Annotated in this window: 22 protein-coding genes and 2 riboswitches; of the genes, 10 read left to right on the top strand and 12 right to left on the bottom strand. The window is 45.0% G+C overall.

The window, feature by feature from the left end:
• Nucleotides 1-64 precede the first annotated feature (64 nt).
• Nucleotides 65-874 (top strand): phosphodiester glycosidase family protein, encoded by an 810-nt coding sequence (locus tag AC58CZ_RS03220; protein WP_071001875.1) that lies wholly within the window; start codon nucleotides 65-67, stop codon nucleotides 872-874.
• Nucleotides 875-1,030: 156 nt separating this feature from the next.
• Here AC58CZ_RS03220 and AC58CZ_RS03215 read toward each other — a convergent pair whose 3' ends face one another.
• The 4 genes from AC58CZ_RS03215 to AC58CZ_RS03200 form a co-directional block, all read right to left on the bottom strand.
• Nucleotides 1,031-2,254 (bottom strand): vWA domain-containing protein, encoded by a 1,224-nt coding sequence (locus tag AC58CZ_RS03215; RefSeq protein ID WP_071001876.1) that lies wholly within the window; start codon nucleotides 2,252-2,254, stop codon nucleotides 1,031-1,033.
• Between the two features lie 57 nt (nucleotides 2,255-2,311).
• Nucleotides 2,312-3,160: an AAA family ATPase gene (locus AC58CZ_RS03210; RefSeq protein WP_071001877.1), complete on the bottom strand. Its 849-nt coding sequence runs from the start codon at nucleotides 3,158-3,160 to the stop codon at nucleotides 2,312-2,314.
• Nucleotides 3,161-3,468: 308 nt separating this feature from the next.
• Entirely contained in the window at nucleotides 3,469-4,137 is a 669-nt protein-coding gene (locus AC58CZ_RS03205) for a hypothetical protein (protein WP_284719518.1), read from the bottom strand.
• Between the two features lie 276 nt (nucleotides 4,138-4,413).
• Complete coding sequence (locus AC58CZ_RS03200) at nucleotides 4,414-4,734, bottom strand: YcgL domain-containing protein (RefSeq protein WP_071001878.1); 321 nt, start codon at nucleotides 4,732-4,734, stop codon at nucleotides 4,414-4,416.
• A gap of 260 nt (nucleotides 4,735-4,994) precedes the next feature.
• A riboswitch (glycine riboswitch) is annotated at nucleotides 4,995-5,133 on the top strand.
• A gap of 66 nt (nucleotides 5,134-5,199) precedes the next feature.
• A riboswitch (glycine riboswitch) is annotated at nucleotides 5,200-5,344 on the top strand.
• A 165-nt stretch (nucleotides 5,345-5,509) separates the two neighbouring features.
• Here AC58CZ_RS03200 and gcvT point away from each other — a divergent pair.
• The 4 genes from gcvT to gcvP all read left to right on the top strand — a co-directional run bounded on the left by gcvT (nucleotide 5,510) and on the right by gcvP (nucleotide 11,242).
• Nucleotides 5,510-6,691, top strand: coding sequence for a glycine cleavage system aminomethyltransferase GcvT (gene gcvT, locus AC58CZ_RS03195; protein ID WP_071001879.1), 1,182 nt, complete (start codon nucleotides 5,510-5,512; stop codon nucleotides 6,689-6,691).
• Nucleotides 6,692-6,808: 117 nt separating this feature from the next.
• Nucleotides 6,809-7,189 carry a glycine cleavage system protein GcvH gene (gene gcvH, locus AC58CZ_RS03190; protein WP_071001880.1) on the top strand — a complete coding sequence of 127 codons (381 nt, stop codon included), beginning with the start codon at nucleotides 6,809-6,811 and terminating at the stop codon, nucleotides 7,187-7,189.
• 311 nt (nucleotides 7,190-7,500) lie between these two features.
• A complete protein-coding gene (locus tag AC58CZ_RS03185; RefSeq protein WP_212564370.1) occupies nucleotides 7,501-8,259 on the top strand; it encodes a nitroreductase family protein in 759 nt (252 codons plus the stop codon).
• A gap of 85 nt (nucleotides 8,260-8,344) precedes the next feature.
• Nucleotides 8,345-11,242, top strand: coding sequence for an aminomethyl-transferring glycine dehydrogenase (gcvP, locus tag AC58CZ_RS03180; RefSeq protein WP_284719519.1), 2,898 nt, complete (start codon nucleotides 8,345-8,347; stop codon nucleotides 11,240-11,242).
• Nucleotides 11,243-11,355: 113 nt separating this feature from the next.
• On the opposite strand, the gene AC58CZ_RS03175 is transcribed toward gcvP, so the two are convergent.
• Nucleotides 11,356-11,739 (bottom strand): hypothetical protein, encoded by a 384-nt coding sequence (locus AC58CZ_RS03175; RefSeq protein ID WP_093068134.1) that lies wholly within the window; start codon nucleotides 11,737-11,739, stop codon nucleotides 11,356-11,358.
• A 349-nt stretch (nucleotides 11,740-12,088) separates the two neighbouring features.
• On the opposite strand from AC58CZ_RS03175, the gene AC58CZ_RS03170 reads away from it, so the two are divergent.
• Both AC58CZ_RS03170 and AC58CZ_RS03165 read left to right on the top strand, forming a co-directional pair.
• Nucleotides 12,089-12,793, top strand: a complete 705-nt coding sequence (locus AC58CZ_RS03170) for a lipase family alpha/beta hydrolase (protein WP_227674255.1) — start codon at nucleotides 12,089-12,091, stop codon at nucleotides 12,791-12,793.
• Nucleotides 12,794-12,847: 54 nt separating this feature from the next.
• Nucleotides 12,848-13,006: a hypothetical protein gene (locus AC58CZ_RS03165; protein ID WP_156770969.1), complete on the top strand. Its 159-nt coding sequence runs from the start codon at nucleotides 12,848-12,850 to the stop codon at nucleotides 13,004-13,006.
• Here the strand turns inward: AC58CZ_RS03165 and AC58CZ_RS03160 are convergent.
• The 4 genes from AC58CZ_RS03160 to AC58CZ_RS03145 all read right to left on the bottom strand — a co-directional run bounded on the left by AC58CZ_RS03160 (nucleotide 12,999) and on the right by AC58CZ_RS03145 (nucleotide 16,902).
• A complete protein-coding gene (locus tag AC58CZ_RS03160) occupies nucleotides 12,999-14,351 on the bottom strand; it encodes a ribonuclease D (RefSeq protein ID WP_227674254.1) in 1,353 nt (450 codons plus the stop codon). The genes AC58CZ_RS03165 and AC58CZ_RS03160 overlap by 8 nt on opposite strands.
• A 136-nt stretch (nucleotides 14,352-14,487) precedes the next feature.
• Nucleotides 14,488-15,081 (bottom strand): recombination mediator RecR, encoded by a 594-nt coding sequence (recR, locus tag AC58CZ_RS03155; protein WP_071001884.1) that lies wholly within the window; start codon nucleotides 15,079-15,081, stop codon nucleotides 14,488-14,490.
• A gap of 118 nt (nucleotides 15,082-15,199) precedes the next feature.
• Nucleotides 15,200-15,529 carry a YbaB/EbfC family nucleoid-associated protein gene (locus tag AC58CZ_RS03150; RefSeq protein WP_025651278.1) on the bottom strand — a complete coding sequence of 110 codons (330 nt, stop codon included), beginning with the start codon at nucleotides 15,527-15,529 and terminating at the stop codon, nucleotides 15,200-15,202.
• An 80-nt stretch (nucleotides 15,530-15,609) separates the two neighbouring features.
• Complete coding sequence (locus AC58CZ_RS03145) at nucleotides 15,610-16,902, bottom strand: O-succinylhomoserine sulfhydrylase (RefSeq protein WP_071001885.1); 1,293 nt, start codon at nucleotides 16,900-16,902, stop codon at nucleotides 15,610-15,612.
• A gap of 437 nt (nucleotides 16,903-17,339) precedes the next feature.
• Between AC58CZ_RS03145 and AC58CZ_RS03140 the strand changes: the two genes are divergently transcribed.
• The 3 genes from AC58CZ_RS03140 to dusA all read left to right on the top strand — a co-directional run bounded on the left by AC58CZ_RS03140 (nucleotide 17,340) and on the right by dusA (nucleotide 21,603).
• Nucleotides 17,340-18,983 carry a phospholipase D family protein gene (locus AC58CZ_RS03140; protein ID WP_071001886.1) on the top strand — a complete coding sequence of 548 codons (1,644 nt, stop codon included), beginning with the start codon at nucleotides 17,340-17,342 and terminating at the stop codon, nucleotides 18,981-18,983.
• 222 nt (nucleotides 18,984-19,205) lie between these two features.
• Nucleotides 19,206-20,510, top strand: a complete 1,305-nt coding sequence (locus AC58CZ_RS03135; protein WP_093068129.1) for an MFS transporter — start codon at nucleotides 19,206-19,208, stop codon at nucleotides 20,508-20,510.
• Between the two features lie 109 nt (nucleotides 20,511-20,619).
• Nucleotides 20,620-21,603: a tRNA dihydrouridine(20/20a) synthase DusA gene (dusA, locus tag AC58CZ_RS03130; RefSeq protein ID WP_071001888.1), complete on the top strand. Its 984-nt coding sequence runs from the start codon at nucleotides 20,620-20,622 to the stop codon at nucleotides 21,601-21,603.
• 66 nt (nucleotides 21,604-21,669) lie between these two features.
• Here dusA and AC58CZ_RS03125 read toward each other — a convergent pair whose 3' ends face one another.
• The 3 genes from AC58CZ_RS03125 to sppA form a co-directional block, all read right to left on the bottom strand.
• Complete coding sequence (locus tag AC58CZ_RS03125; protein ID WP_071001889.1) at nucleotides 21,670-22,458, bottom strand: CPBP family intramembrane glutamic endopeptidase; 789 nt, start codon at nucleotides 22,456-22,458, stop codon at nucleotides 21,670-21,672.
• A 69-nt stretch (nucleotides 22,459-22,527) separates the two neighbouring features.
• Nucleotides 22,528-23,418 (bottom strand): alpha/beta fold hydrolase, encoded by an 891-nt coding sequence (locus AC58CZ_RS03120; protein ID WP_071001890.1) that lies wholly within the window; start codon nucleotides 23,416-23,418, stop codon nucleotides 22,528-22,530.
• A gap of 154 nt (nucleotides 23,419-23,572) precedes the next feature.
• A complete protein-coding gene (sppA, locus tag AC58CZ_RS03115; protein WP_071001891.1) occupies nucleotides 23,573-24,628 on the bottom strand; it encodes a signal peptide peptidase SppA in 1,056 nt (351 codons plus the stop codon).
• Nucleotides 24,629-24,656: the final 28 nt, after the last annotated feature.

The following is a 24,656-nucleotide window of genomic DNA, read 5'->3' as shown; positions in this document are numbered from 1 at the left end:
CCAAGATTTATATATGAATCAGTAGCAAACCACAAATACCACTATGTTAAAAGACGTGTGATTGATGCCAACCTCCATTTTGACCTTATTGTTATCATTGATAGTGCTTGCGCTTGGCCTTAGCGCTTGCCAGCAGACCAATACTGAGACTGTCAATAGCGACACAGACAACTGGTCATGTCAGACAAAAGACTCGCCATTTACTTATAGCGTGTGCCGCGTGGATGCAAGTGGATTAACAAGCGATCGTTATTCACTGCAGCTGTTTTGGCAAGCCTCTAATGACCAATCACTACTAACCTTTGATACGTTGCTATCTACTTTACCAAAGACTGAAACTCTAAACTTTGCCATGAATGCAGGAATGTACAACGAAAACTATGCACCAATTGGTTACACCGTCATCAAAGGCAAAGAAGTCAAATCGCTCAATCTAAAAGAAGGTGGTGGCAATTTTCATTTATTACCCAATGGCGTTATGTGGTGGGACAAAACTGGTCACGTACAAATCACCGAAAGCCACGCTTTAGATGAACAGATAAACAATGGCAACGCACAGCCTTGGTATGCGACGCAATCTGGTCCTATGCTAGTCATCAATGATGAGATACATCCCGAGTTCAATCCTGATAGTACCTCCATCAAACTGCGTAATGGTGCAGGCATTTGTGACGATGGCAGCATACAATTCGTCAATACAGATGAGCCTGTGACGTTTTATCAGTTTGCGACTCTATTCAAAGACGAGTTAGATTGTCCAAATGCGCTGTTTTTGGATGGCGGCATTGCCTCAGCACTGTATGCACCCAGTATCGATAAGCAAGACAAAAAAGAGATGGGCGTAATGATTGGACTGGTTGAAAACAAAAGCTAGCATCTATCGTCACCATAGCATTTGTCACTAATATGCCTTCTCAAAATTGGCACTACTTAACATAAAAAAGCATTTAAATTAACATAAAAAAGCACTTAAAACGATCACATCGTCTTAAGTGCTTTTTTCATATTACTCGTCCAATGTAGACTAATACTACCGCGCCATGTACTGGGTCATTTCCTCAACACCATGCAAGGTCATCGGATACATCTTATCTTCGAATAGCTTTTTGATCTCAACGATGGTTTGCGTGTACTGCCAATAGCTTGGGGTTTCAGGATTGAGCCACGCCACTTTATCAAAATGATCAAGTACACGCCTTAGCCATACAATACCGGCTTCATTGTTCATATACTCGACACTACCGCCCACGGTCATCAGCTCATAGGGCGACATCGATGCATCACCGACGAAGATGACGCGATACTCGCGCCCATATTTATTGAGTAGCTCAAACGTTGGCATCAGTGCGCTATGGCGACGATTATTGTCTTTCCATACATAGTCATATAGGCAGTTATGAAAATAAAAGAACTCTAATGTTTTAAATTCATTCTTTGCCGCAGAGAACAATTTCTCAAGTGCTTCAACATGGATATCCATACTACCGCCTACGTCAAATAGCATTAATACTTTGACACGGTTGCGGCGCTCGGCTTGCATATGTATGTCAAGCACGCCCTTTTTGGCAGTACGTTTAATGGTCTCATGAATATCGAGCTCGTCAGCGCTGCCTGTGCGCGCAAACTGACGTAGGTTGCGTAGTGCCATTTGGATTTGGCGGGTACCAAGTTGATTATCATCATCAAGATTGCGATATTTACGCTGCTCCCAGACTTTCGCCGCGCTACGTTTACGCGATTCACCGCCGACGCGCACCCCTTCTGGATGGTCGCCATAAGCACCAAATGGCGAGGTGCCACCTGTCCCCACCCATTTACTACCACCTTGGTGACGCTCTTTTTGCTCTTGTAACCGCTCCTCTAACGCTTTCATCAGCTCCTCAAGCGAGCCGTATTTTTTGAGCAGGCGTCTTTGCTCTTCGGTTAAGTTTTTTGGATCGAGCTTTAGATCGAGCCATTCTTTAGGCACATCGGTCAGCTTAGCCAACAGCGCATCCATATCAAGGCTATCCACCCCTTCAAAATAGTCTGCCATTGCCCGATCAAATTTATCAAAATGGCGCTCGTCTTTGACCATGCACAGCCGAATCAGCCGATACATATCCTCACGGCTCGCAAAAGTCGCCAGTGCTGGATCTTCAGGATGCGGCTGCATCATCAGGCCCTTATCTAACGCGGCATTAAGATCAAGCAGCTCACGCGTACTGACTGGTACGCCGTAAGTCCGCAAGGTATAGAATAGTTTTATGAACATAAGAGACGCACCACTGATTGACGTAAAACAAAAAAAGCACTGAACACTTAGACGCGCTTAACGACGCATCATATTGGCAAAACGCTGTAGTAAATTCACATCGGCTTCGTTTTTCAGCAATGCACCGTATAATGGCGGAATGGATTTTTCGCCGCGTAAGTTTTCTTCTAACTCATCCTGCGCCATGTCATCAGCGAGCAATAACGTCAACCAATCGACCAATTCAGACGTTGATGGTGGTTTTTTAAGGCCTTGGATATTGCGCAGCTTGTAGAATATATCCAACGCGTCGTTGACCAATTTTTCCTGAATATCGGGGAAATGCACCTCTATGATTTGGCGCATGGTTTGCTCTTCTGGAAAGTCGATGTAATGGAAGAAGCAACGACGCAAAAACGCATCGGGCAGCTCTTTTTCATTGTTTGATGTAATGATTACTACTGGACGCTGCGCGGCGGTAATGGTCTCGCCCGTCTCATACACATAAAACGACATCTTATCGAGCTCATGCAGCAAGTCATTAGGGAACTCGATATCGGCTTTATCGATCTCATCGATTAGTAGTACGCTGCGCTCGGTGCTAGTGAAGGCATCCCACAGCTTGCCCGGCTTGATGTAATTGCCAATCTCATAAACCTTGTCATCACCCAACTGCGAGTCACGTAGGCGCGATACCGCATCGTACTCGTATAAACCCTGCTCGGCTTTAGTCGTCGACTTGATGTGCCACGTAATCAGTGGCATCCCTAGACTCTCAGCAACCTCTTCGGCAAGTAAGGTTTTGCCCGTACCAGGTTCACCTTTGATAAGGAGCGGCTTTTGTAATGTCATGGCCGCATTCACTGCCAGTTGTAAATCGTCTGTGGCGATATAATTTTGAGTGCCGGTAAAGGTTTGCTTGTTCATAATCAGGTCTCGATTGTTGTTATAGATAAATTGTTATGAATATATGGTTATAAATAAGTAGAACTAAAAATTTGATAATGAATAAAAGATAAATTAGATTAGCACAGCCTGAGGCATTGCCAAAATACTCATGCGTTCGCCTTTGTGAGCAATGGTTGGGTGCCTCTCATAATTCTCAATAATTCATAAGGTTGCCAGACGATTTGGCATAAAAAAAGACACGCATGGGTGTCTTTTTTTATCATTACTCGATTACTTTACTGGCTCGCCTGCTTATTTATTACACCGTACAAACAGACTTCAGCGTTTTAGCGATTGTCAGCATCAGTATTCTTAGACAAGCCATTCTGTTTTTTTAAGTCAACATGACTTTTAGTATTACTGCTCTCAGGCTTAGCGGCTAGGGCCGTATCATCAGACTGCTCAGTCAACGTAGAACCTTCTGCCAAATAACTGCCGGTCGTCAGTTGCATTGTCGCTTGCGTATCCTCTGCCGTACGGCTGCGGGCTTTGTCCAAGCTCGATGCGAATGCGCCGCGTATCAGCTGCCACATAAAACCGATAAACAAACCGATGACCAGTACCACCAATATTGGCAGCATATTGGCAATCGCGCCTGCAAAGTCCTTCCTCATAACAGCGTAGACGACGCTGATACTGGCTGGTGCAATTTCACTAGAGTCACCAAGCGCTGTGCCGGGTGCCAATAACACTGCAAACAGTATCATCCAACTCATACCGCCCAGTGGTTTTGGCAATATGCGAGCGACTAGCAACCATAACACCAATACCAAAATGGAACCACCAAGATACGCATACATTGGCAAATCGGCGGGCGGTACATCTTTCACCATTTGGCCCCACCAAATAGCAATCTCACCGAGAATGTCACTAATAGATTCTAATGGTAAGCTGTGCAAAATATTTTTTAACCAATCCATACGTGTTTCACTACCTGCGTTTATCACCGTTGACACGTTATGTGCCTAGCAGTGTATGGTGCGTTCTGTCGTACCAAAATAAGATCAAATACAGTATCGATGCACACATCATGTGCGTTTCTATCTGTATTTTTTTATGTGGATGTCATGGGGTGTCAGTTTATCACGACTTTCTACCCAAATGCATGTGACCAAATGTGTCATGAGTGTTTTGTCCATGGCATTGTAAAGACCATTCTCTCAATCATCTTGCCACAACCGTCTTATCAATAAGCGTACCAATCGTCAATGTTATCTAGTGGTAAAATGTATCTAGTCGTAGATATTGTCCTGCGCTTCACGAGCGCGTAGCTCTGCTTGGCGGCGCATGACATCTTGCGGTGGCATCTGCACAAAATAACCTTGGGACGCTAGCTTTGCCAGTACTTCTTCTTTATCAACACGCGCCAGAGTGGGCGTCGCCGCCAAATCAAGATGCATGACAAACTGGCTACGGCCCAACCCTGCACGAAAGTCCTTTGGCAGTACGCCAAGCCAATCTTTGATCTCATCGGTATCATCAGGATATTCAGGGCGCGCAATATATACATACATGTCGTCATGTTTGGGAAATTTATAAATATCGCAATGCATAAAAACCACCTATCAGAAACTATGGTCGTAGGTTAGCATATTTCAGGCAAACACCAGTAGTCGCTTTGCGTGTTGCTATGGTAATTTTTGCGCCCATACATCATTTTATTGATTCTCAAAACGGCTGATAGAGATAAAAAACACTATCTTGCTAAGCGTCTTTGGTGAGCAAATGTCCTAATGAGCACACATTTTTGCCAAATTTATTTGTTTTAATGGCGGTGATGACTTGTAAAAGCGCTTTGAACCTTTCATAATAAAAGCGTTTTTCAGGAGAGAGTCTGTCGGCACAGATTTTGTATCAAACCCTATTGGTGATACAAACTGACAACTGCCATACGACCACCGAAGGCGCATCCACCCTGCCAATCGCTCAGGTAAAAGGACTGAAAAACACATGTCACTGTTGTTTGGTAGTGTTTGCTAGCATCACGCTCATAGCGCACTACTTTATCAAACGTCAGACATAACAAATCTGGAGAGTGGTAAGAACGGACGACGTCTTACCCACCGAAGGGGAGAAAATACGCAATCATTCATTGGAGCTTTATATAATTGCTCACAAATGAGGCGTGTTGAAAATCTCAGGTCACAGGACAGATAGGGCTTTAGCTTAAACCGACGTTCAGCGTCTGTTTGGCCTACGTCTTTATCTTTGCTTTCTGTGTCACCCTTTGATGTAATATTGCGCCTTGCAATATTGCTTCTCGCTACTTTTACGTTGCACACCACTCTACTCTATCGAGTACGACTGATGTACACATAAGGATTTGTTATGACTGATACCCACTCTCAAGACTCTAGCAACACCCAAACCCCTAAGCGCACCCCTTTTTACCAGTCTCATCTTGATAGTGAGGGCAAATTGGTCGATTTTTCTGGTTGGGAATTGCCAATTCATTACGGTTCACAAATCGAAGAGCACGACGCGGTACGGACAGATGCCGGTATGTTTGATGTCTCACATATGGTTGTCACAGATATCAAAGGCGCAGATACTAAAGCATGGCTCCAAAAACTACTCGCAAATGATGTCAACAAACTCACTACCGCTGGTAAAGCGCTGTACTCTGGCATGCTCAATGAGCAAGGCGGCGTCATCGATGATTTGATCGTCTATCTGATGAATGCAGAGGAAACTGAGTACCGTATCGTCTCCAATGCAGCCACTCGTGACAAAGACTTAGCACAGTTTAATAAAGTCGCTGAAGGCTTTGATATTGCGATTACCGAGCGTCCTGAGCTTGCCATGCTCGCCGTTCAAGGGCCAAATGCTATTGAGAAACTGGCTCAAGCCAAACCAAACTGGGCAGATACCTTAGCTGGGCTAAAACCTTTCGTTGGCGCTGACTTGACCGATATCGAAGGCACCGATTGGTTTGTGGCTCGTACTGGCTATACTGGTGAAGATGGCGTCGAAGTCATTATGCATGCCGATGATGCCCCTGCTTTTTTTGAGCAGCTAAAAACAAATGGCATCAAACCTGCCGGTCTTGGCGCACGTGATACCTTGCGTATGGAAGCGGGCATGAACCTATATGGCCATGACATGGATGAGAATGTTAGCCCTTATGAGTGCAATATGGGCTGGACGCTTGCACTAAAAGACGATCGCGCCTTTGTCGGTCGTGACGCTTTGGTCAGCAAACGCAAGCAGGCAAAAGAAGACAACACCGCTATGAAGCAAGTAGGTCTGCTATTGACCACGCGCGGCGTATTGCGTGAAGGCATGACAGTGACTATCAATCAGGGCACTAACAATGAGCAAACTGGCCTTATCACCAGCGGTACATTCTCCCCTAGCCTAAAAAACTCCATTGCGATTGCTCGCGTGCCTGCCAGCTTATCAGAAGATGATCACGTACAGGTCGATCTACGCGGCAAAGGTAAATTCGTCGATGTACGCGTATTAAAGCTGCCTTTTGTCCGTAACGGCAAGCAACAGTTTGACTCGTAGGTCTTATAAATCTTATTATTAGAGCGCATTGTCGTTTTAGACATAATGATAAAAACGACGACACGCCCAGCCTCCATTATTTTTGTTAATTAACCTCTATCATTTAGGAGAGAGACCATGAGCAACATCCCAGCAGAGCTAAAATATATTGCAAGTCACGAGTGGCTGCGCCTAGAAGACGACGGTACGATCACTGTTGGTATCACTGACCATGCTCAAGACCTATTGGGTGATGTGGTGTTTGTTGAGCTACCAGAAGTGGGCGATATTATCGCTGTTGACGACGAAATCTCAGTTGTTGAATCAGTAAAAGCCGCCTCTGACGTATACGCGCCTATCTCAGGCGAAGTCATCGCTATCAACGAAGCACTAGAAGATGATCCTGAAATCATCAACTCTGACCCATATGGTGAAGGCTGGTTCTTTAAAGTGAAGCCTGACAACATCGCTGACTATGAAGCACTGATGACCGCTGACGAGTACGAAAGCGAATTATAATAACCACCTCTGTATAGCAGAAAGACAGTAGCCAAACCAAAATAGCAGCCAAACTTGTAGATACTGGCAAAAGCGGGTATCTACATCTCCTATTTGATACCCCTTTCTTATCAGCAAGGTTGATTCATAGATGACGCCTTTGATAACAAAGCAGCTTTATATATAGACCACCAAAAACCATTATCGTCCGATGTTATTGCTCTCAAGCGTTATCTCATTGACTCGTATTGATCACCTCTTCGAATTCCAATGAATACGTGCTATCAATAACGACGCAAACTGATAACCCAATTCTCAGCATGGATCCTAATATGAATACCAACACCGATAATAAAGACCCCATCGCCACACCAAACCATACACCGCAGCTACAAGCCTTTCGCGATATCGTAGAATCACGCCGTTCCGTGCGCCGTTTTACTGACACGCCCATCCCTGACGACGTACTGGCAGACTGTCTGCGTTTGGCCATGCTAGCACCAAACTCTAGCAACCTACAGCCGTGGGAGTTTTATGTTATCGATGATGCTGATAATCGCAAACGCGCCATCAAAAACTGTATGAACCAAAACGCGGCAAAAACATCGGCGCGCTTAATCGCTATCGTTGCTCGCACCGACATCTGGCATGAGCATGCTCAGCAAATATTGCGCGAATACCCTGATCAGCCAGTCCCTAAGAAAGTGAAAGACTACTACAACAAAGTCGTCACGCTGGACTTTTTGCGCGGTCCTGCCAATGTGATATCCGCTGCCAAATGGGGCGCCACGCAAGTGGTCAGACGCGTCAAAGGCCCTCTCAAATCGCCTTACTATACCTTTGAGGATACCAAAAACTGGGCAACCAATAACACCGCGCTTGCTGCCGAAAACCTAATGTTGGCACTACGTGCTCATGGTTTTGATAGCTGTCCTATGGGCGGCTTTGATGAGCCTGCCATGAAAGCGTTGCTCAATCTTAGCGACGACCATCATATCGTTATGATGATTGGCGCAGGCGAGCGTGCTGACAATGGCGTTTACAACACCCAATTCCGCTTTGACCAAAAACAGTTTGTGCATTACGTATAACGTACCGCTCACAGTGTTTCCTTAACTGCTCACAATGTTTTCTTAATTGCTATTTTGTTTATTACTCCCTTAACCAAGGATTGTCATGACTATCTCTCAAAACCCATCGTTTGATACCTTTCAAGGATTGTTCAACGAAGCTGAATTTGTCTATCGCCACTTAGGTTCGAACGAAACCAAGCAAGCTGACCTACTCAGCGCTGTTGGTTATAAAGATATGCAAAGCTTTATCAATGACACTGTGCCTGAGCCGGTACGTTTGCACAAAGAATTGGATTTGCCAGTGGCAATGAGTGAGCATGCGGCACTTGCCAAACTACGCACGATGGCAGATGACATCACCGTCAATAAGAGCTATATCGGTCAAGGCTACTCTCCGGTTCGTATGCCTGCCGTCATTCAGCGTAACGTCCTTGAAAATCCAGGCTGGTATACCGCTTATACCCCTTACCAAGCAGAAATCGCTCAAGGTCGTTTGGAGGCATTGCTGAACTTCCAACAAGTTTGTATCGATTTGACTGGTCTTGAATTAGCTGGTGCGTCACTGCTTGATGAAGCAACGGCAGCAGCAGAAGCCATGGCGATGTCAAAGCGTGTAAGCAAAAGCAAGTCAACGCAGTACTTCGTCGATGAGCGCGTCTATCCACAAACGCTAGATGTCATCAATACTCGTGCGAAATACTTTGGTTGGGACGTGGTCGTGGGTGATTTTGAAACGGCCAAATCAGGCGACTATTTCGGTGCGCTATTCCAGTATGTTGGCGTAGAAGGCGACGTTAAAGACTTAACAGACGTCATCGCGGCCGTAAAAGAAAACAAGACTTACGTCAGTGTCGTCAGTGATATCATGAGCTTGGTGTTATTAAAATCACCAGCCGATATGGGTGCGGACGTAGCACTAGGTAGCACACAGCGTTTCGGTATTCCAATGGGCTTTGGTGGCCCACATGCTGCTTACTTTGCATTCTCTGATAAAGCAAAACGCTCAGCACCTGGTCGTATCATTGGCGTATCTAAAGACGCACAAGGCAATACCGCATTACGTATGGCGCTACAGACGCGTGAGCAGCATATCCGCCGCGAAAAAGCCAACTCAAACATCTGTACTTCGCAGGTATTGCTCGCCAATCTCGCTGGTATGTATGCCGTCTATCATGGCCCAAGTGGCGTGAAGCGTATTGCGACTCGTATCCATGCGTTTGCCACCGCCTTTGCTGATGCCATCACAGCAGCGAATGACAGCAGCTTAAGCGTGGTACACGATCAATTCTTCGATACAGTCGTGGTTGATTGCGGCTCAGAGAAGCTAGCTACGCAAATCTTTAAAAATGCAGACAACGTTGGCTACAACTTATGGCGTCTAAGCGACACCAAATTGAGCGTTGCCTTTAGTGAAACCAGTGATCAGCAAGATTTTGGCGTATTGACTCAGTTATTCGTCAACAAGTCACACGATCTACCTGAAACCGCTCGCATCTCACTTGACAGCGCACACCTGCGTACGGATGACATCTTGACTCATCCAGTATTCAACTCGCATCATACCGAGCATGAAATGCTACGCTACCTAAAGTCGCTTGAAGACAAAGATCTAGCGATGAACCGCAGCATGATTTCACTAGGCAGCTGCACCATGAAGTTGAATGCCACCAGTGAGATGCTACCGATTACTTGGCCTGAGTTTGCCAATGTGCATCCATTCGCACCGCGTGACCAAGTCACAGGCTATATTGCGATGATCGATAGCTTACAAGATCAATTAAAAGCCATCACTGGTTTTGATGATGTCTCTATGCAGCCAAACTCTGGCGCTTCTGGTGAATATGCTGGTCTGCTCGCGATTCGCCGTTATCATGAGTCATTGGGCGAAACCGATCGCGATGTGTGCCTCATTCCAATGTCAGCGCACGGTACCAACCCTGCTACTGCCATGATGATGGGTATGAAAGTCGTCGTGGTCAAAACCGATGAAAACGGCAACGTTGATATTGAGGATTTAACCGCCAAGTGTGAAGAGCACAGCGAGCGTTTGGGCGCTTTAATGATCACGTACCCATCGACTCATGGCGTGTTTGAAGAAGGCATCCGTCATATCTGTGATTTGACTCACAAGCACGGTGGTCAGGTCTATATGGATGGCGCCAACATGAATGCTCAGGTAGGCATGATGCAGCCTGCAGACGTTGGTGCTGATGTACTACATATGAACCTGCACAAAACCTTCTGTATCCCGCATGGCGGCGGCGGTCCAGGTATGGGTCCTATCGGTATGAAGGCGCATTTGGCACCATTCATGGCAAACCATACGCTAAGCCCTGTGCATAACGCGCAAAAAGACTGCTCAGCGGTATCGGCTGCGCCTTATGGTTCAGCGAGCATCTTACCTATCTCATGGATGTATATCACTATGATGGGCCGCGATGGCCTACTAAAAGCAACCGAGCTTGCCCTGCTAAACGCTAACTATGTAGCCGCCCAGCTAAAAGACCACTACCCTGTATTATATACAGGTAAAAACGGCCGCGTGGCTCACGAATGTATCATCGATATTCGTCCGTTAAAAGAAGAGACTGGCATCACTGAAAGCGATATTGCTAAGCGCTTGATGGATTACGGTTTTCACTCACCAACGATGAGCTTCCCAGTCGCAGGCACACTGATGATTGAGCCCACAGAGTCTGAGTCTGTCGAGGAGTTGGATCGTTTTATCAGTGCGCTGAAATCTATCAAAGCTGAAGCGATGAAAGCAAAAGCGGGCGAAGACAACTGGACGCTAGAAGACAACCCATTGGTCAATGCACCGCATACGGCTGCTAAGATTACTAATGAAGAATGGACGCATCCATACAGCCGTGAGACTGCTGCGTTCCCACTGCCTTACATCCGTGCAAACAAGTTCTGGCCAAGTGTGGCACGCGTCGATGATGCGTACGGTGACAAGAACCTTATGTGTTCTTGCCCAAGTATCGAAAACTATATGTAATGATCATTTTCGATAACTGCTCGTTTATTTTATAAAAAACCGCCAAATCAGTCGCTGATTTGGCGGTTTTGTTTTATGCATGCATTGTTAAATTTTGACACTATCAATGAGACTTAACCGCCCAACCATCCTTTATTCAAGCCACAGTCTATCCAGTTCACTTTTATCTGATCTGTAATATTAGCATTGGGATAAGTAAACGCCGCACCACCAAGATAAAGCGCATCGCCGACCTTATAGGACTTACCTTCAAATAACATAATCTCTTTATCCGCCTCCCACGAAAAGAAAGTATTCGCTAATACTAATAAAAGAGTATTGTCCTGTGTCATTACTTCTTCATTATCTCTAGTTAAAGCAAGATAGTTATTAATAACTGTCAAATATCCCGCTGTCATCGCTGTAAATCGACCATCATATTTAGTTGGGGACCAAGTAGCAATTTGTAGAGGTGTCTTAGCTGGTATAGGTTCGCTTACTACTATCATTTCTGGCATCTCCACCTTAACAATTAGTGCTCTATCTACTCTATATAGTCAATCCTAAATAAAACAGATACATTATATATCAAGGTGGAACTGGTCTAAATTCTCCTTTCGTGCTGTGCCTACGCTGCTCGATGCTGCGTAAAATTTATCCCAGTCCCACTGTATCGTTTTTATACTGAATTCACTATAAGTAGTACAACCTGACAGCGAAAAAATAGCTAATATTGAAATTAAAAATTTAGATAATTTGACAACCCTTACCCCTAAAGCGCTAATATAAGATGTCTGTCTATCCGCTCATTTTTATAAACAAGCGTCGATAAAAAAATCTTATAATGCTACTCATTTGGATATTGTTATGCAACAAAAAGACATGGCACAAAAAGCGCCTAAACGAAAAAACCTTGTGATTTTGATACATGGTTTGCATCAAACGACTTGGATGATGCGTCCATTAGCGAAGCGTTTACAAGCGCAAGGTTTTGCCACCCATCAATACAGCTATCGCAGCATGCGCGACGGTATCAAAACCAACAGCCAGCGACTACATGAGTGGCTGAGTGCCAACCACAACCCTGATCAGCCAATAGATTTGGTCGGTCATAGCTTGGGTGGATTGATTATTCGTGATTTTTTGGCCAATTATCCCAAGTGGCAAATTGGGCGCTGCGTCACGCTGGGCACGCCGCATGTGGGAAGTGTTTGCGCGGATTACGTATGGCGTTTGAGCCCTTTAATTGTAGGACGATCTTATGCTGATGCGCTCGATGGTACAGCGACGTCCTGTCCTGAACATATTCATATAGGCGTGATTGCAGGCGATAAACCGCGCGGCTTAGGACAACCTTTTTTGCAATATCATAATCGCAAACTGAATAAAGAAAGCGAATCAGCAGCCACAGAAAACTGTGCTCATGATGGTACAGTTTACGTCAGCGAAACACGTCTTGACTGCGCCAACGACCATATCGTACTGCCTGTGACCCATACAGGCATGCTGGTCGATAAAGAAGTGGCTCGGCAAGTGATTTACTTTTTAGAAAATGGTGAGTTTGAACGCTAGGGCATGTTTTTAATACCTAAAATGCTCTAGATGACAGCGAATAATGGAATAGATATGACCGAGCAAAAGTATAAGCAAGATTGTCAAAACGGCCATTTATCGATAGAGAGAAAATTGATGCTGCCATTGATTGATTTAAAAAAAATTGATTTAAAAAACAAGCAATGTGAAATTAGGCATCAATTTTTTGAGTTGGCTGTATTTGCTATCTAATACCCATCCCTTGCTGCAATTCAGTTTTATGCTTGCTGATCACTGGAATCAACGTCTGGACGACCCAGTCATTGCGCCAACCTTTGAGACCTTGTGGCAGTTCGCTGAGATTTTTATCAAGAGCAATCACTTCATACAACTGTCCTAGCCATTTTTTGCGCATTAAAACGCTGCTAGGCATGCCGATAGCCTTAGCGTGATCATCAATCGCTTGCTGCACTGCTTTTGACAGGATTTTGTTTTTTGAGCGATATGGCGGCACAAGACAAGCTGGATGCTCGGCAGGTGGTAGGTTTTTGGCGTTTCTTATTATCTTAAGCAGCTCTTCACCATAGAGACGCAGCATACTACGGTGCATCGTCGTTTTGTGCGCCAGCTCACGCATGCTGTTTGGTTTTTCAGTGACGATCTCGCGTACCGCTTGCTTTTTGATGATAAACGTACGCGGCTGATTGGTCGCACGTGCCAGCTCTTCTCGCCACGTCGCAATCCCTTTGAGTATCGCCATTTGCTGTGAGTTATAGCGATAATCTGCCATCGTCAGATACATCGCTTCATCTTCGACGTGCTGCAAGTCATACAAATCACTGGCGTAGAGCTGACAATCCGCCCAGACGTAATCGTATAGGCCTTGTGCCTTAAGCGCATGTTCGATACTGAGATACAGCGCTGGCAAATAACGCACATCATCGATGGCATATTGCTCTTGCTCGTCTGTCAACGGGCGCTGGAGCCAATCAGACTGACTGTGCTCTTTATCGATATGCATATCTAGCTGATCTGCCAATGCCTGCTGATAGCCCATTTGTAATTGACCGGTTAAATAAGACAACGCAATTTGCGTATCAAAAATATTGGTCAATGGTGGACAACCAGATAGCAGATAAAAAATGCCTAAATCTTCGCCGCAAGCATGCCAGATGGCCACATCGACTTGGCGCAAGGCCTCCCACAGCTCAGACAGTTGCAACTCAGGCGCATCTAGTAAATACACGTGATTACCCGTATTTAACTGTACGAGTGCCAAACGCGGATAGTAAGTGTCGCGTTTGATAAACTCAGTATCTAGTGCGACGCGGCCACAAGTTGCCAAGGCATTGATCACCTCAGCCAATTGGTGCTGCTCACGCACCCATGTGACATCAACAGCATCAGCGACATCCAACAGTGCATCGATATCAATTGCATCAACATCCAGTGCATCATCATTTGATTCCGAAGGTGTCGCCACTGATGTCATCTCAGTATTAGCTGCTTTTTGTGATGAGTTATCAGTAATCTCAGAAGGGTTTGATTTGACTGAAGGGTTTGATTTGACTGAAGCGTTTGAAACGTTGTTGGACACGGGCAGATACCTGCATAAATAGGAGAAAATAAAACGCGATACTGCGTCTTAATAAAATGAAAAAGGAGAACAATAATAAAGCAATTATAACAATTTCACGAAATGAAATGGGTAAGACTTTGATGTCAGCAAAACCTTATAAAAAAGAGCGGTTTTGCATGGCTTGACCCAGCGTCATACTATCTAGATACTCAAGCTCGCCGCCCATCGGTATCCCTTGTGCCAAACGTGTGACTTTATTGACATGACGACTGACGGCCTCGCTAATAAAATGTGCGGTGGTCTGGCCTTCAACCGTCGTACCTGTTGCCAGTATAATCTCTTCAACAGGCTCTTGTTTGACTCGCCATACCAGCTGATCAATATTTAAGTCATCTGCACTGATTCCATCAATCGGGGATAAGTGTCCGCCAAGCACAAAATAGCGACCACGATACCCTGCCGTTTGCTCGATTGCCATCACATCTGCTGCTGTCTCGACCACACACAGCAGCCCATCATCACGTCTAGGGTCTTGGCATAGAGGACACACCGCTTCATCACTAAAGCTATGACAGCGCTGACATTCAACGATATCGCGCATGGCTTCATCTAGTGCTTGGGCAAGCGCCATGCCTTGCGGACGTTTTTTACTAAGCAAATGTAGCGCCATTCGTTGGGCACTTTTTTGACCGACGCCTGGCAATATACGCAGCTGTTTGACCAGCTGATCAAATTTGGCTGTAAGCAAAGTGGCTTTCCTTTAGTTGACTTTATTTAACTAAATTTATAAATCGTAGCTATAAAAATGGGGTCGTATCGTGCCGATAACAACCCCATTTTTGTGTTCAGTCTAAAGTATTTAATGCTTAGAACATACCTTGCATACCTGGTGGCAGACCCATACCTGAGGTCGCGCCAGCCATGGTTTCTTCGTATAGCTCATCCGCTTGACGCACCGCATCATTGATAGCGGCAGCGATAAGATCTTCGATCATATCTGGCTCATCTTCTAGCAGACTTGGATCGATGGTCAAACGCTTGACCACATGGCGACCAGTCATGGTGACTTTAACCAGACCACTGCCCGCTTCTGCTTGAACTTCTTTGTTCGCAAGCTCTTTCTTAGCATTTTCAACGTTTGCTTCTACTTTCTTTTGCATCGTTTGTGCTTGTTGCATCAATGCTTGAATGTTCATAGCTGCCTCTTTGTCTTATAATAATAAATGGGATACTTTAAAGTGTAAAATAAAATACTGACGGCATTATACCGCTATCTTTACAAACTGTCTAAACCACGCGCCAAATCTTTGATAATATCTTCGACATCTTCCAAACCGACTGATAGACGAATCAGACCGTCTTTCACGCCAGCTTCAGCACGCGCCTCAGGGGTTAGGCGAAAATGCGTGGTCGTCGCAGGATGCGTAATCGTGGTTTTTGCATCGCCCAAGTTGTTGGTGATAGAGACCATTTGAGTCGAGTCAATCACATGCCAAGCCGCTTCTTTCGTATCGCGGCTGTCAGATGCTTTGACTTCAAAACCCATGATAGCACCGTAACCGTCTTTCATATGATGCTGGCGTGTGGCGAGCTCATGTGCAGGATGGTCACTTAGGCCGGAGAAATGTACGGTACTGACATTAGGATGATTGACCAAAAATTCTGCGACTTGATTGGCATTGTTACAATGCGCTTGCATTCGGAGTTTTAGCGTTTCAAGCCCCTTGGTAAATACCCAAGCATTAAACGGGCTCATGCTGATACCGCCTGAGCGCACTACGGTAAACGCTTCTTGCATGAGTTTGTCACTACCAACCAACGCCCCGCCAAGTACTCGGCCCTGACCGTCTAAGTACTTGGTCGCAGAGTGAATAACGACATCGGCACCCAAATCTAGAGGGCGCTGCAATGCTGGCGTGGCAAAGCAGTTATCAACGACCAGTAGTATGTCATTGGCTTTGCAAAGCGTGCTCAAATAACCGATATCGCAAATCTGCGCCAGTGGATTACTTGGGCTTTCACAATAGATCACTTTGGTGTTTGGTTGAACGGCATTGGCCCATGCCTCATTGTCAAAGCAATCAACATAGCTAACTTCAACGCCAAACTTGGCCATATAGTTATTAAACAGCCCAATAGACGAGCCAAATAACTGATTGGCAGCGAGCAGATGGTCACCCGCTTTTAGATATGCCAAGCACATGGTCAGGATTGCACCCATACCAGAGGCCGTTGCAACCGCACGTTCACCGTTTTCTAGCGCGGCGAGACGACGCTCAAAAGTACGGACGCTTGGGTTGGTATGACGAGAGTAAACGTTTCCTGTCTTTGTACCGTCAAAATGTGCCGCAGCATCAGCGGCTGATTGATAAACATAAGAGCTGGTCGTAAAAATCGGCTCTGAATGCTCGCCCTCATCGGTACGATGCTGACCTGCGCGCACGGCGATAGTTTGCATACCGTAATCTAATCCTAAATCTAAGGCATCGTTACGCCAGTTTGGATCTAACCCATCGTTTGAGTTTTTTTGGTTCAAATTATTCTCATCTTTCGTTTGCGACTGACTCATAGACGTTCCGTTGCTTTGTTTTGGTTGGTATAAAAGGACTGCTTATTTTTTTGATTATTAAGCAAATTCATCAGCGTTATCATAACATGCCGACTTATTCCACACATCTGGTTTCAGATAACTTCTAATTATTAATTTTGCCTATTAAAATAACTGGATGTTCAATATGACAGCCATTATGCAGACTTAACCGCTTAACCGACAATAAATCACGATAAACTCAATCGTCAAACCTAACAAAAATAACGTATTTATAATAGGCAGATATGCTAACAGCTGCTAAGCTTAGCGACGATTTGAATTTTGGCGTTGGTGATATTTTTATAGACCGTCCAATCAATGCTATCATCCTTAAAAATAGATGAACAATTTCAGTAAATTACTTATCCATGCATTTTATTTATCAGTATATTTAGGCTCATCAAGGTAAATTCGTTATGTCGATGTTCAGTATAGAACCAAGCAGCTTATCGTTGAGTCTGACACTTGGGCTGACTTTAGGTCTGAGCGCTTGCCAGAGCCTACCCAAACAGCCACATCTACCTGAGAGCCAAGCGTTATCAGCGCGAGTCAATGCTTTATACCAACAAGAAGACAGCCCAAAGATTGAGCAAAATACAGCGACTACAACCAACAATACTGATCTAGTGACCGCCATCACAGCACAAAATGAGATTCATCCTGATCTGTCAGGCTATCATCCGATCGTCACTGGGGCAAATGCGTTTGCCGCCCGTAGTATCTTAACAGGTATGGCCACGCGCAATATCGATGCGCAGTATTATATTTGGCATAATGATCAGGCTGGCCAACTGCTATTAAAAGACTTGTGGGAAGCGGCTGAGCGCGGTGTGATCGTGCGTTTGTTGTTGGATGATTTTAATAACAGTGCAAAGTTTGATCAGCACCTATTACGTTTTGCGAGCCACCCTAATATCGCGGTGCGTATCATCAACCCATTAATGCACCGTAAGTTTTCAACATTGAACTACGTCACAGGTTTGCCGCGTATCAATCGCCGTATGCACAATAAAAGCATGACGTTTGATAAACAGATTACCGTTATCGGCGGACGTAATATCGGTAATGAGTACATGAGTAACGATCAAAGCAGCCAGTTTGCGGATTTGGATGTTTTACTGATTGGTAAAGTCGTCGCAGACATTGATAATAGCTTTGCCAGTTACTGGTCATCGCCACTGTCGTTTGACATCGAAACTTTAGCCAAGTTCGACGATGACGTCACGCCTGATTTTTTGAAGGCATTAGACAAGCTGGGTATAGATGAGGAAAATAACGAAGGCAGTAGCTTGACGGTTTATAAAGCCGCCATCAAAGACTCGACGATAGACACTGATCTGATCAACAAGCGTGTACCATTTCGTTGGACAGACATGCAGTTTTTGAGTGACGATGTTGGCAAGCTGTCCAAAAGCGTCTCATCTGAGACCAACTTGGTGCATCAACTGCGTACGTTACTCGGTAGCCCAACCAAAAAACTGACCATCATCTCGTCTTATTTTGTCCCGACCAAAGATGGGGTCGATACTTTGGTGAAGCTCGCCAAATCTGGCGTTGATATCAAAATATTAACCAACTCATTTGATGCGACCGACGTGACCGCTGTTCATTCTGGTTATAGTCAATGGCGCCCTAGCCTGCTGCGGTCAGGCGTAAAAATATACGAGCTAAAATCAACGGCAGCTGAAGAAAAACGTGACAATAAACTCTGGCGTGCACGCAGTCAGTCATCAACCAGCCTACATGCAAAAACGTTTGCGGTAGACGACTATCAAGTGTTTATCGGTTCCTACAACGTTGACCCTCGCTCTGCCAATATCAATACTGAGATGGGCGTCATCATCAATGATGATGAGTTGGCAAGACAGCTGCATGGGGCGCTGAGTGATGATTTACTAAACCAAGCTTATGAAGTTAAGCTGCTAGACAACGGTAGCTTGGAGTGGCACACCATGGAAGATGGCAAAGAAGTCGTTTACGAGTCAGAGCCACGGGTCGATATGAGTGATCATATCTGGCTTACTATTATGTCTTGGTTACCCATTGACTGGCTACTGTAATATGTAAACTCTTTTCTAAATAGTCCCTAAAATTGCAGGATGTGCAGTTTTGCTTTTGTTAAAAGCCAAATCCTGTAATCAAAGTTCTTATTACAATACACAAAATTACTGTTCCGGCGAATCATTGTTTATATACTTTGATTTGCCGGTTTTTATCATGGCCGATTATCTAAACGATGATCGTCTTAATGACCACTTTACTCCGTGGATGCGTGATCTATTATGCCGACTCGTTCTCAATACGCCCTGATGTCTAAAAAAGACAAAAATACAGTCATATTCGTAAGCTTTGTCAGCGCTGTAATCTTTTTTGATTTCTTGATTTATTTGTACATTGCAGACATTGTCTCAGCTGCTATTTTCCCCGCTAATAACGATCCTACGGTTGCTAAGCTGCAAGGAATGGGGCTGTTTGTCATTGGTTACTTGGCTCGGCCATTTGGTGGTATTGTGTTCGGGCGTTATGGTGATCTCAAAGGTCGAAAGCCGACCTTTTTCCTGAGCATAATCGTTACGGCAGGTAGCTTGCTCGCAATGGCGTGTCTGCCTACTTATGCGCAGTGGGGTGCGCTTGCACCTGCGTTATTCATATTGCTGAGAATCATACAAGGTATGGCATTTGGTCTTTACGCACCGCTATCTTGGGTATTTGTGGCGGAGCATGTCCCTCGGCAGTATTTGTCAGTGGCTTGTAGCTACGTTACGGCTAGCTTTTTGGTAGGTGTACTGTTCTCTAATGCGTTTTTTCTGTGGCTGACTGACTTTATGACCACCGTACAGCTGACTGATTATGGCTGGCGTTTGCCGTTTTTTGTTGGCGCCTTACTAACCTGTCTGCCATTGTTGGTATGGCGATTGGTTAAAGAGACTCCGTTTTTCTTGGCGTTAGATAAGCCAAAAACTGGTAAGAATCTAGGTAGACCATTTACGGTATTATTCAAGCGCTGCAAACATTCTATCTTTGTCAGTATGGTACTGACTATAGTGATATCTAGTATCACCTCTGTCATTGTCCTACTACTGCCAGAACTAATAGAAATCAACTTTACTTTAGACAGTGATTTGTTTAGCTTTTCTCATAGCTTGGGCATCGTATTTATGGTTCTTGGCTGTGTCTTTTATGGCATGATCTCGACCCATGAGAACTTTGGTAAAATTTTGGTCATTGGTTCTGTTTTACTTATCGCTCAAACACTGGCGTTCTTTTATCATCTGCAGGCGGGTGGCGACTATATCTTAATCATGTATGCATTGCTAGGGTTCTGTGCCGGTATCATGGGCATGATCCCTGCCATTTTAGTGCAGCTATTTCCGACCAATGTACGTCTCACCGGCATTTCTTTTTGTTATAATATTACCTACGGTATCGTGGGTGTGCTGATACCCTTTGGTCTTGGTTACGCCACGACACTCATCAGTTTCTCGCCAGCGCTATATATTGCCTTTGTGGGCTCTATCGGTATTATTATGGGGCTTTATTTCTATAATTTGCCTGAATTCAAAAAGATTGATCATGTTATTTTATAAATAATAGATCAGTCACTAATTCGAACGATGTTTAAAACTAAGGTGCAATGAGATATCTCATTGCACCTTATCCATTTGTTTAAGACACAGATATTAAGGCTTGATAACCATGGTTGATATGACCAACAAACGCCTCTCCGTTGCGCCAATGATTGATTGGACAACGACAGACTATCGTTACTTTGCGCGACTATTTAACCCGCACACGTACCTGTATACCGAAATGATTAGCACCGGTGCATTGATACACGGTAACCGCGCACGTCACCTACGCTTTGACACACTTGAGCATCCACTGGTATTGCAGCTTGGCGGAGCAGATATCAGTGAGATGACACAATGCGCCGAATTTGCTCAGCAATACGGCTATGATGAAGTCAATATCAATGTTGGTTGCCCTTCTGATCGTGTGCAACACAACAAGATAGGCGCCTGTCTAATGGCAGAGCCAAAAACGGTGGCTGACTTGGTCAAGCACATGCAAGCTGCAGTCGATATCCCCGTGACGGTCAAACACCGTATCGGTATCGATGATTTTGACAGTTACGAGTTTATGGTGGATTTTGTGCAGACCGTTGCGGCGGCTGGCTGTACGCGTTTTATCGTTCATGCACGTACCGCGTGGCTACAAGGGCTGAGTCCTAAGCAAAACCGCGAGATACCACCGCTACGCTACGAGGATGTCTATCGTCTAAAACAAGACTTTCCTGAGCTTGATATTGAGATCAATGGCGGTATTGATACCATTGAAGACATAAAAATGCATTTGCAACATATCGATGGCGTGATGATTGGTCGGGCGTTTTATCACAACCCGTATCTATTAGCAGAGGCCAATAGCTTATGGAACGAGGCAGCACCCGAAACAATACCTAAGCGCTCAGAGATTTTAGAGCAGCTCTACCCTTATCTACAAGAACAAATCGCCAAAGGCGAAGCACTACCCACGATGACACGGCATTATCTAGGATTGTTTCAAGGATTGATGGGTGCACGCAAATGGCGGCAAGCATTGAGCGGCAAACCTCAGCTCACGCTCGATGACATTAAACGAGCAGCCGATGAAGTATTATTGTTAAATCCTGACGCATAGCTAAATGCTGATATAACTGGCTTGATAGAATTCACATGCTAGCCATTGTCGTGGCTAGCATGTTATCTACGCCGCTTGCGCAAGATACTGCCACATTGCTGCGCCATTATTAACGATATGTAGTACGATTGGCAGTAATAGCGACCCTGACTTGATACGTGCATAACAAAATATGAATGCCAAAACCACAATAGTACTGATTTCATAAATGCCATACTGCACATGGATAGTGGCAAATATCAAACTGGTCACGATACTTGCTACTATCGCACCGTGCTGCACAGAGTATGACGGTGCGGTGAACTGCTCTTTGATGGCTGACCATAATATGCCACGAAAGATCACTTCTTCGTAAATAGGTGCAACGACGACCATTGCAAAGACCAGCAGCCACACTGAACTAACAGACTGATATAGAGGGTCGACAAATACCAGCGGCGTCATATCCAGCATATAAGTCAGCGCCTGACTGACTATCATAAATATCAACAGCAATCCTAGCATGCCCATACCTACCGTAAATGAAAACGGCTTTAATGCTAAATACTGTCGCCATTCCCCGCCTTTTATACGAATAATGAGAACACTGGTTGTCATCAGCAGCACACAGCCTATGAGTATTGATAAGCTCACGACTGTTCCATCGTTACTGCCAAAAAAGAAGATATCGCCCATCGAAGCATTTTTGGTCGCAGGTAATACCAGCTTGCCAGCGATATAGACGCCTACCAATTGACTGATAAAAAACGCAAGCACCATCCCTACCGTCAGCATAAATGTACCAACGCGTGAAAATAATGGCGGACGCTCAGACGAGGTTGCGATATCCGGTAAAGCTGTCACGTTTTTTGGCATATATATGTCACTTAAAAAATACGCTGTCAGCTTGTATTAGACACAAGCCTACATAACGATACGTTGCTTTTATTTTGATAGTTGCCGCTTAATCAGTTCTAGTACCTGCTGCGATACAGACTCTGGGTGCTCAAGTGGGAACATATGCCCCCCTTCATGAGTCTCATAAGGTATGCCCAAGCGCGACTTTATCTGTTGGGGAAACCGACGTTTCAAAAAGATACTGTCTTGACCGATAATCAAGGTAACAGGCACTTTGGGGCCACGATTGGGCGTCAGCCAATACCAAGAAGGATTGGTACGAAACACTTCTACTTCATTAGCTTTAGGAATGGCCAGTGTCACTTTACCATCCGCGCGCTCATGCAAGCCATGATCGATATAGCCTTGGAAGCTGCGCTCATCAAAGTTTTTGAAAAATCCTTTGTGCCGCATTTTTTCGTACGCATCTGCTCGGCTGTCCCACACATCACGGCGATGCTTAGAGATACCCGCTGGTGACAATTTATCCATCAAACGCTTACTCGTAAGAGGCAATTTATCTACTGTCTTTGCCAAATGCCATAACAAGCTAACTTTGCCATAAATCCAAGGCGGATCCATGAGCACTGCTTGAGCAAACAGCTTAGGCTCACGGTACACTGCTTGCAAGGTACACATGGCGCCAAGTGAATGACCCACGCCCACCACCTGACTGACGCTATGCTTCTCACAGGCAGTTTTTACGCTATCGATCACCTGCTGCGTCAGACTGCGCCAATGATTATCCACGGGATAATCCGGCGTGTCACCCAACATGGCAATATATTCAATCGTAAAAAATGCGGACAATCCTGCAAAAAACGGCTCATAGACAGCACTTGGCATGCCATTGGCATGGGCAAAATGTAGCACAGGCTTTTTTGTTATCTTGGAGACAGGTAGCGCAGCAAAGGTCTGCAAATTGATTTCATCACTCATAACAGGCTCTCGTGGGATGGTTTATATATTATTTTTAATAATTCAACTGTCTTTCATATTAAGGTAGTTTTTAGCATTATATACAATTGAGGCTGAGCATAATTATATGCTCAGCCTCAACAATCATACACAGTATATCTAAAATATTAAACGCTTAACGCATTTTTGCATTACCTTCTTCTTGGGGCAAAAACCCATCAAGGCTCATGCTAGAGCCAATGCCTGCACCCAATTGTACCGCAAAGCGATCCATAAACATTTGGAACGGATCGGTTGGGCTATAGCTGATGATCGTATCAAGATCCAATTGTTTACTGAGGCTTGTAATACTGCCCGTTTTGTCTGCCAAACCTAACTCGATAGATTGCTCACCGGTCCAAAACAGTCCTGAAAACAGTTTGTTTTGTTCAGGATTTTTCAAGCGATCACCGCGGCCTTCTTTGACGGCATTGATGAAATGCTTGTGCGTATTAGCAAGCACACCTTCGACATGTTTTTCTTCGTAGTCAGTCAATGGGCGCGACAAACTCAAGATGTCTTTGTACTCACCCGCAGTGATAGTACGATCTTCTACGCCGACCTTGTCCATTAGGCCCTTGACATTGTAACTTGGCATAATGACACCGATAGAACCAACCAAGCTCGATGGATTGACATAGATCTCATCTGCGGCAGAGGCGATATAATAAGCACCTGAAGCACCAATATCACCGATAACAGCATAAAGCTTTTTATCGGGATATTCTTTACGCAGATCCATCATAGTCTGCCAAATTTCATCAGACTGTACCGGTGAGCCACCAGGTGAGTTAATGTCTAACGCCACCGCTTTAGAGTTACTATTTGCAAAAGCGTCTGTCAATGCCTCATTGACATCGTAAGCGTTGGCCACATCATCATTACTGATCACACCTTGCAGCTCAACCACTGCCAAATGCGGCGAGCTAGTATCAACGGCATCCATACCTGTTGGCGAACCACTACATCCGCGACCTATGGTCAAAAATATCAATAATATATAACCAAAGGTCAACAGTTTAAAGAAAATACTCCAGCGACGAGCACGGCGCTGCTCAACCACACTAGCTAATAAGGTGTTTTCCAGTACTTTCCACTCTTGTCCGCTCGGCGCGTTTGGTTGCTGCATTGGCGTTGGCTGATTTGCCGAATTATCAGGACGTTTGTTTGGGTCTGGTGGCCAGTTGGGCATATAACTTCCTAAGTCAGAAACAATCTAA

Source organism: Psychrobacter sp. CR212 (genome assembly GCF_059693765.1).
Note: the sequence above shows the minus strand (reverse complement) of the source record. Positions and strands in the feature narration are given on the sequence as shown.

What these genes read in the sequence shown, in the direction of transcription:
- AC58CZ_RS03220 (WP_071001875.1), top strand. Translation starts at nt 65, where the DNA reads ATGCCAACCTCCATTTTGACCTTATTGTTATCATTGATAGTGCTTGCG.
- AC58CZ_RS03215 (WP_071001876.1), bottom strand. Translation starts at nt 2,254, where the DNA reads ATGTTCATAAAACTATTCTATACCTTGCGGACTTACGGCGTACCAGTC.
- AC58CZ_RS03210 (WP_071001877.1), bottom strand. Translation starts at nt 3,160, where the DNA reads ATGAACAAGCAAACCTTTACCGGCACTCAAAATTATATCGCCACAGAC.
- AC58CZ_RS03200 (WP_071001878.1), bottom strand. Translation starts at nt 4,734, where the DNA reads ATGCATTGCGATATTTATAAATTTCCCAAACATGACGACATGTATGTA.
- gcvT (WP_071001879.1), top strand. Translation starts at nt 5,510, where the DNA reads ATGACTGATACCCACTCTCAAGACTCTAGCAACACCCAAACCCCTAAG.
- gcvH (WP_071001880.1), top strand. Translation starts at nt 6,809, where the DNA reads ATGAGCAACATCCCAGCAGAGCTAAAATATATTGCAAGTCACGAGTGG.
- AC58CZ_RS03185 (WP_212564370.1), top strand. Translation starts at nt 7,501, where the DNA reads ATGAATACCAACACCGATAATAAAGACCCCATCGCCACACCAAACCAT.
- gcvP (WP_284719519.1), top strand. Translation starts at nt 8,345, where the DNA reads ATGACTATCTCTCAAAACCCATCGTTTGATACCTTTCAAGGATTGTTC.
- AC58CZ_RS03175 (WP_093068134.1), bottom strand. Translation starts at nt 11,739, where the DNA reads ATGCCAGAAATGATAGTAGTAAGCGAACCTATACCAGCTAAGACACCT.
- AC58CZ_RS03170 (WP_227674255.1), top strand. Translation starts at nt 12,089, where the DNA reads ATGCAACAAAAAGACATGGCACAAAAAGCGCCTAAACGAAAAAACCTT.
- AC58CZ_RS03165 (WP_156770969.1), top strand. Translation starts at nt 12,848, where the DNA reads ATGACCGAGCAAAAGTATAAGCAAGATTGTCAAAACGGCCATTTATCG.
- AC58CZ_RS03150 (WP_025651278.1), bottom strand. Translation starts at nt 15,529, where the DNA reads ATGAACATTCAAGCATTGATGCAACAAGCACAAACGATGCAAAAGAAA.
- AC58CZ_RS03145 (WP_071001885.1), bottom strand. Translation starts at nt 16,902, where the DNA reads ATGAGTCAGTCGCAAACGAAAGATGAGAATAATTTGAACCAAAAAAAC.
- AC58CZ_RS03140 (WP_071001886.1), top strand. Translation starts at nt 17,340, where the DNA reads ATGTCGATGTTCAGTATAGAACCAAGCAGCTTATCGTTGAGTCTGACA.
- AC58CZ_RS03135 (WP_093068129.1), top strand. Translation starts at nt 19,206, where the DNA reads ATGCCGACTCGTTCTCAATACGCCCTGATGTCTAAAAAAGACAAAAAT.
- dusA (WP_071001888.1), top strand. Translation starts at nt 20,620, where the DNA reads ATGGTTGATATGACCAACAAACGCCTCTCCGTTGCGCCAATGATTGAT.
- AC58CZ_RS03125 (WP_071001889.1), bottom strand. Translation starts at nt 22,458, where the DNA reads ATGCCAAAAAACGTGACAGCTTTACCGGATATCGCAACCTCGTCTGAG.
- AC58CZ_RS03120 (WP_071001890.1), bottom strand. Translation starts at nt 23,418, where the DNA reads ATGAGTGATGAAATCAATTTGCAGACCTTTGCTGCGCTACCTGTCTCC.
- sppA (WP_071001891.1), bottom strand. Translation starts at nt 24,628, where the DNA reads ATGCCCAACTGGCCACCAGACCCAAACAAACGTCCTGATAATTCGGCA.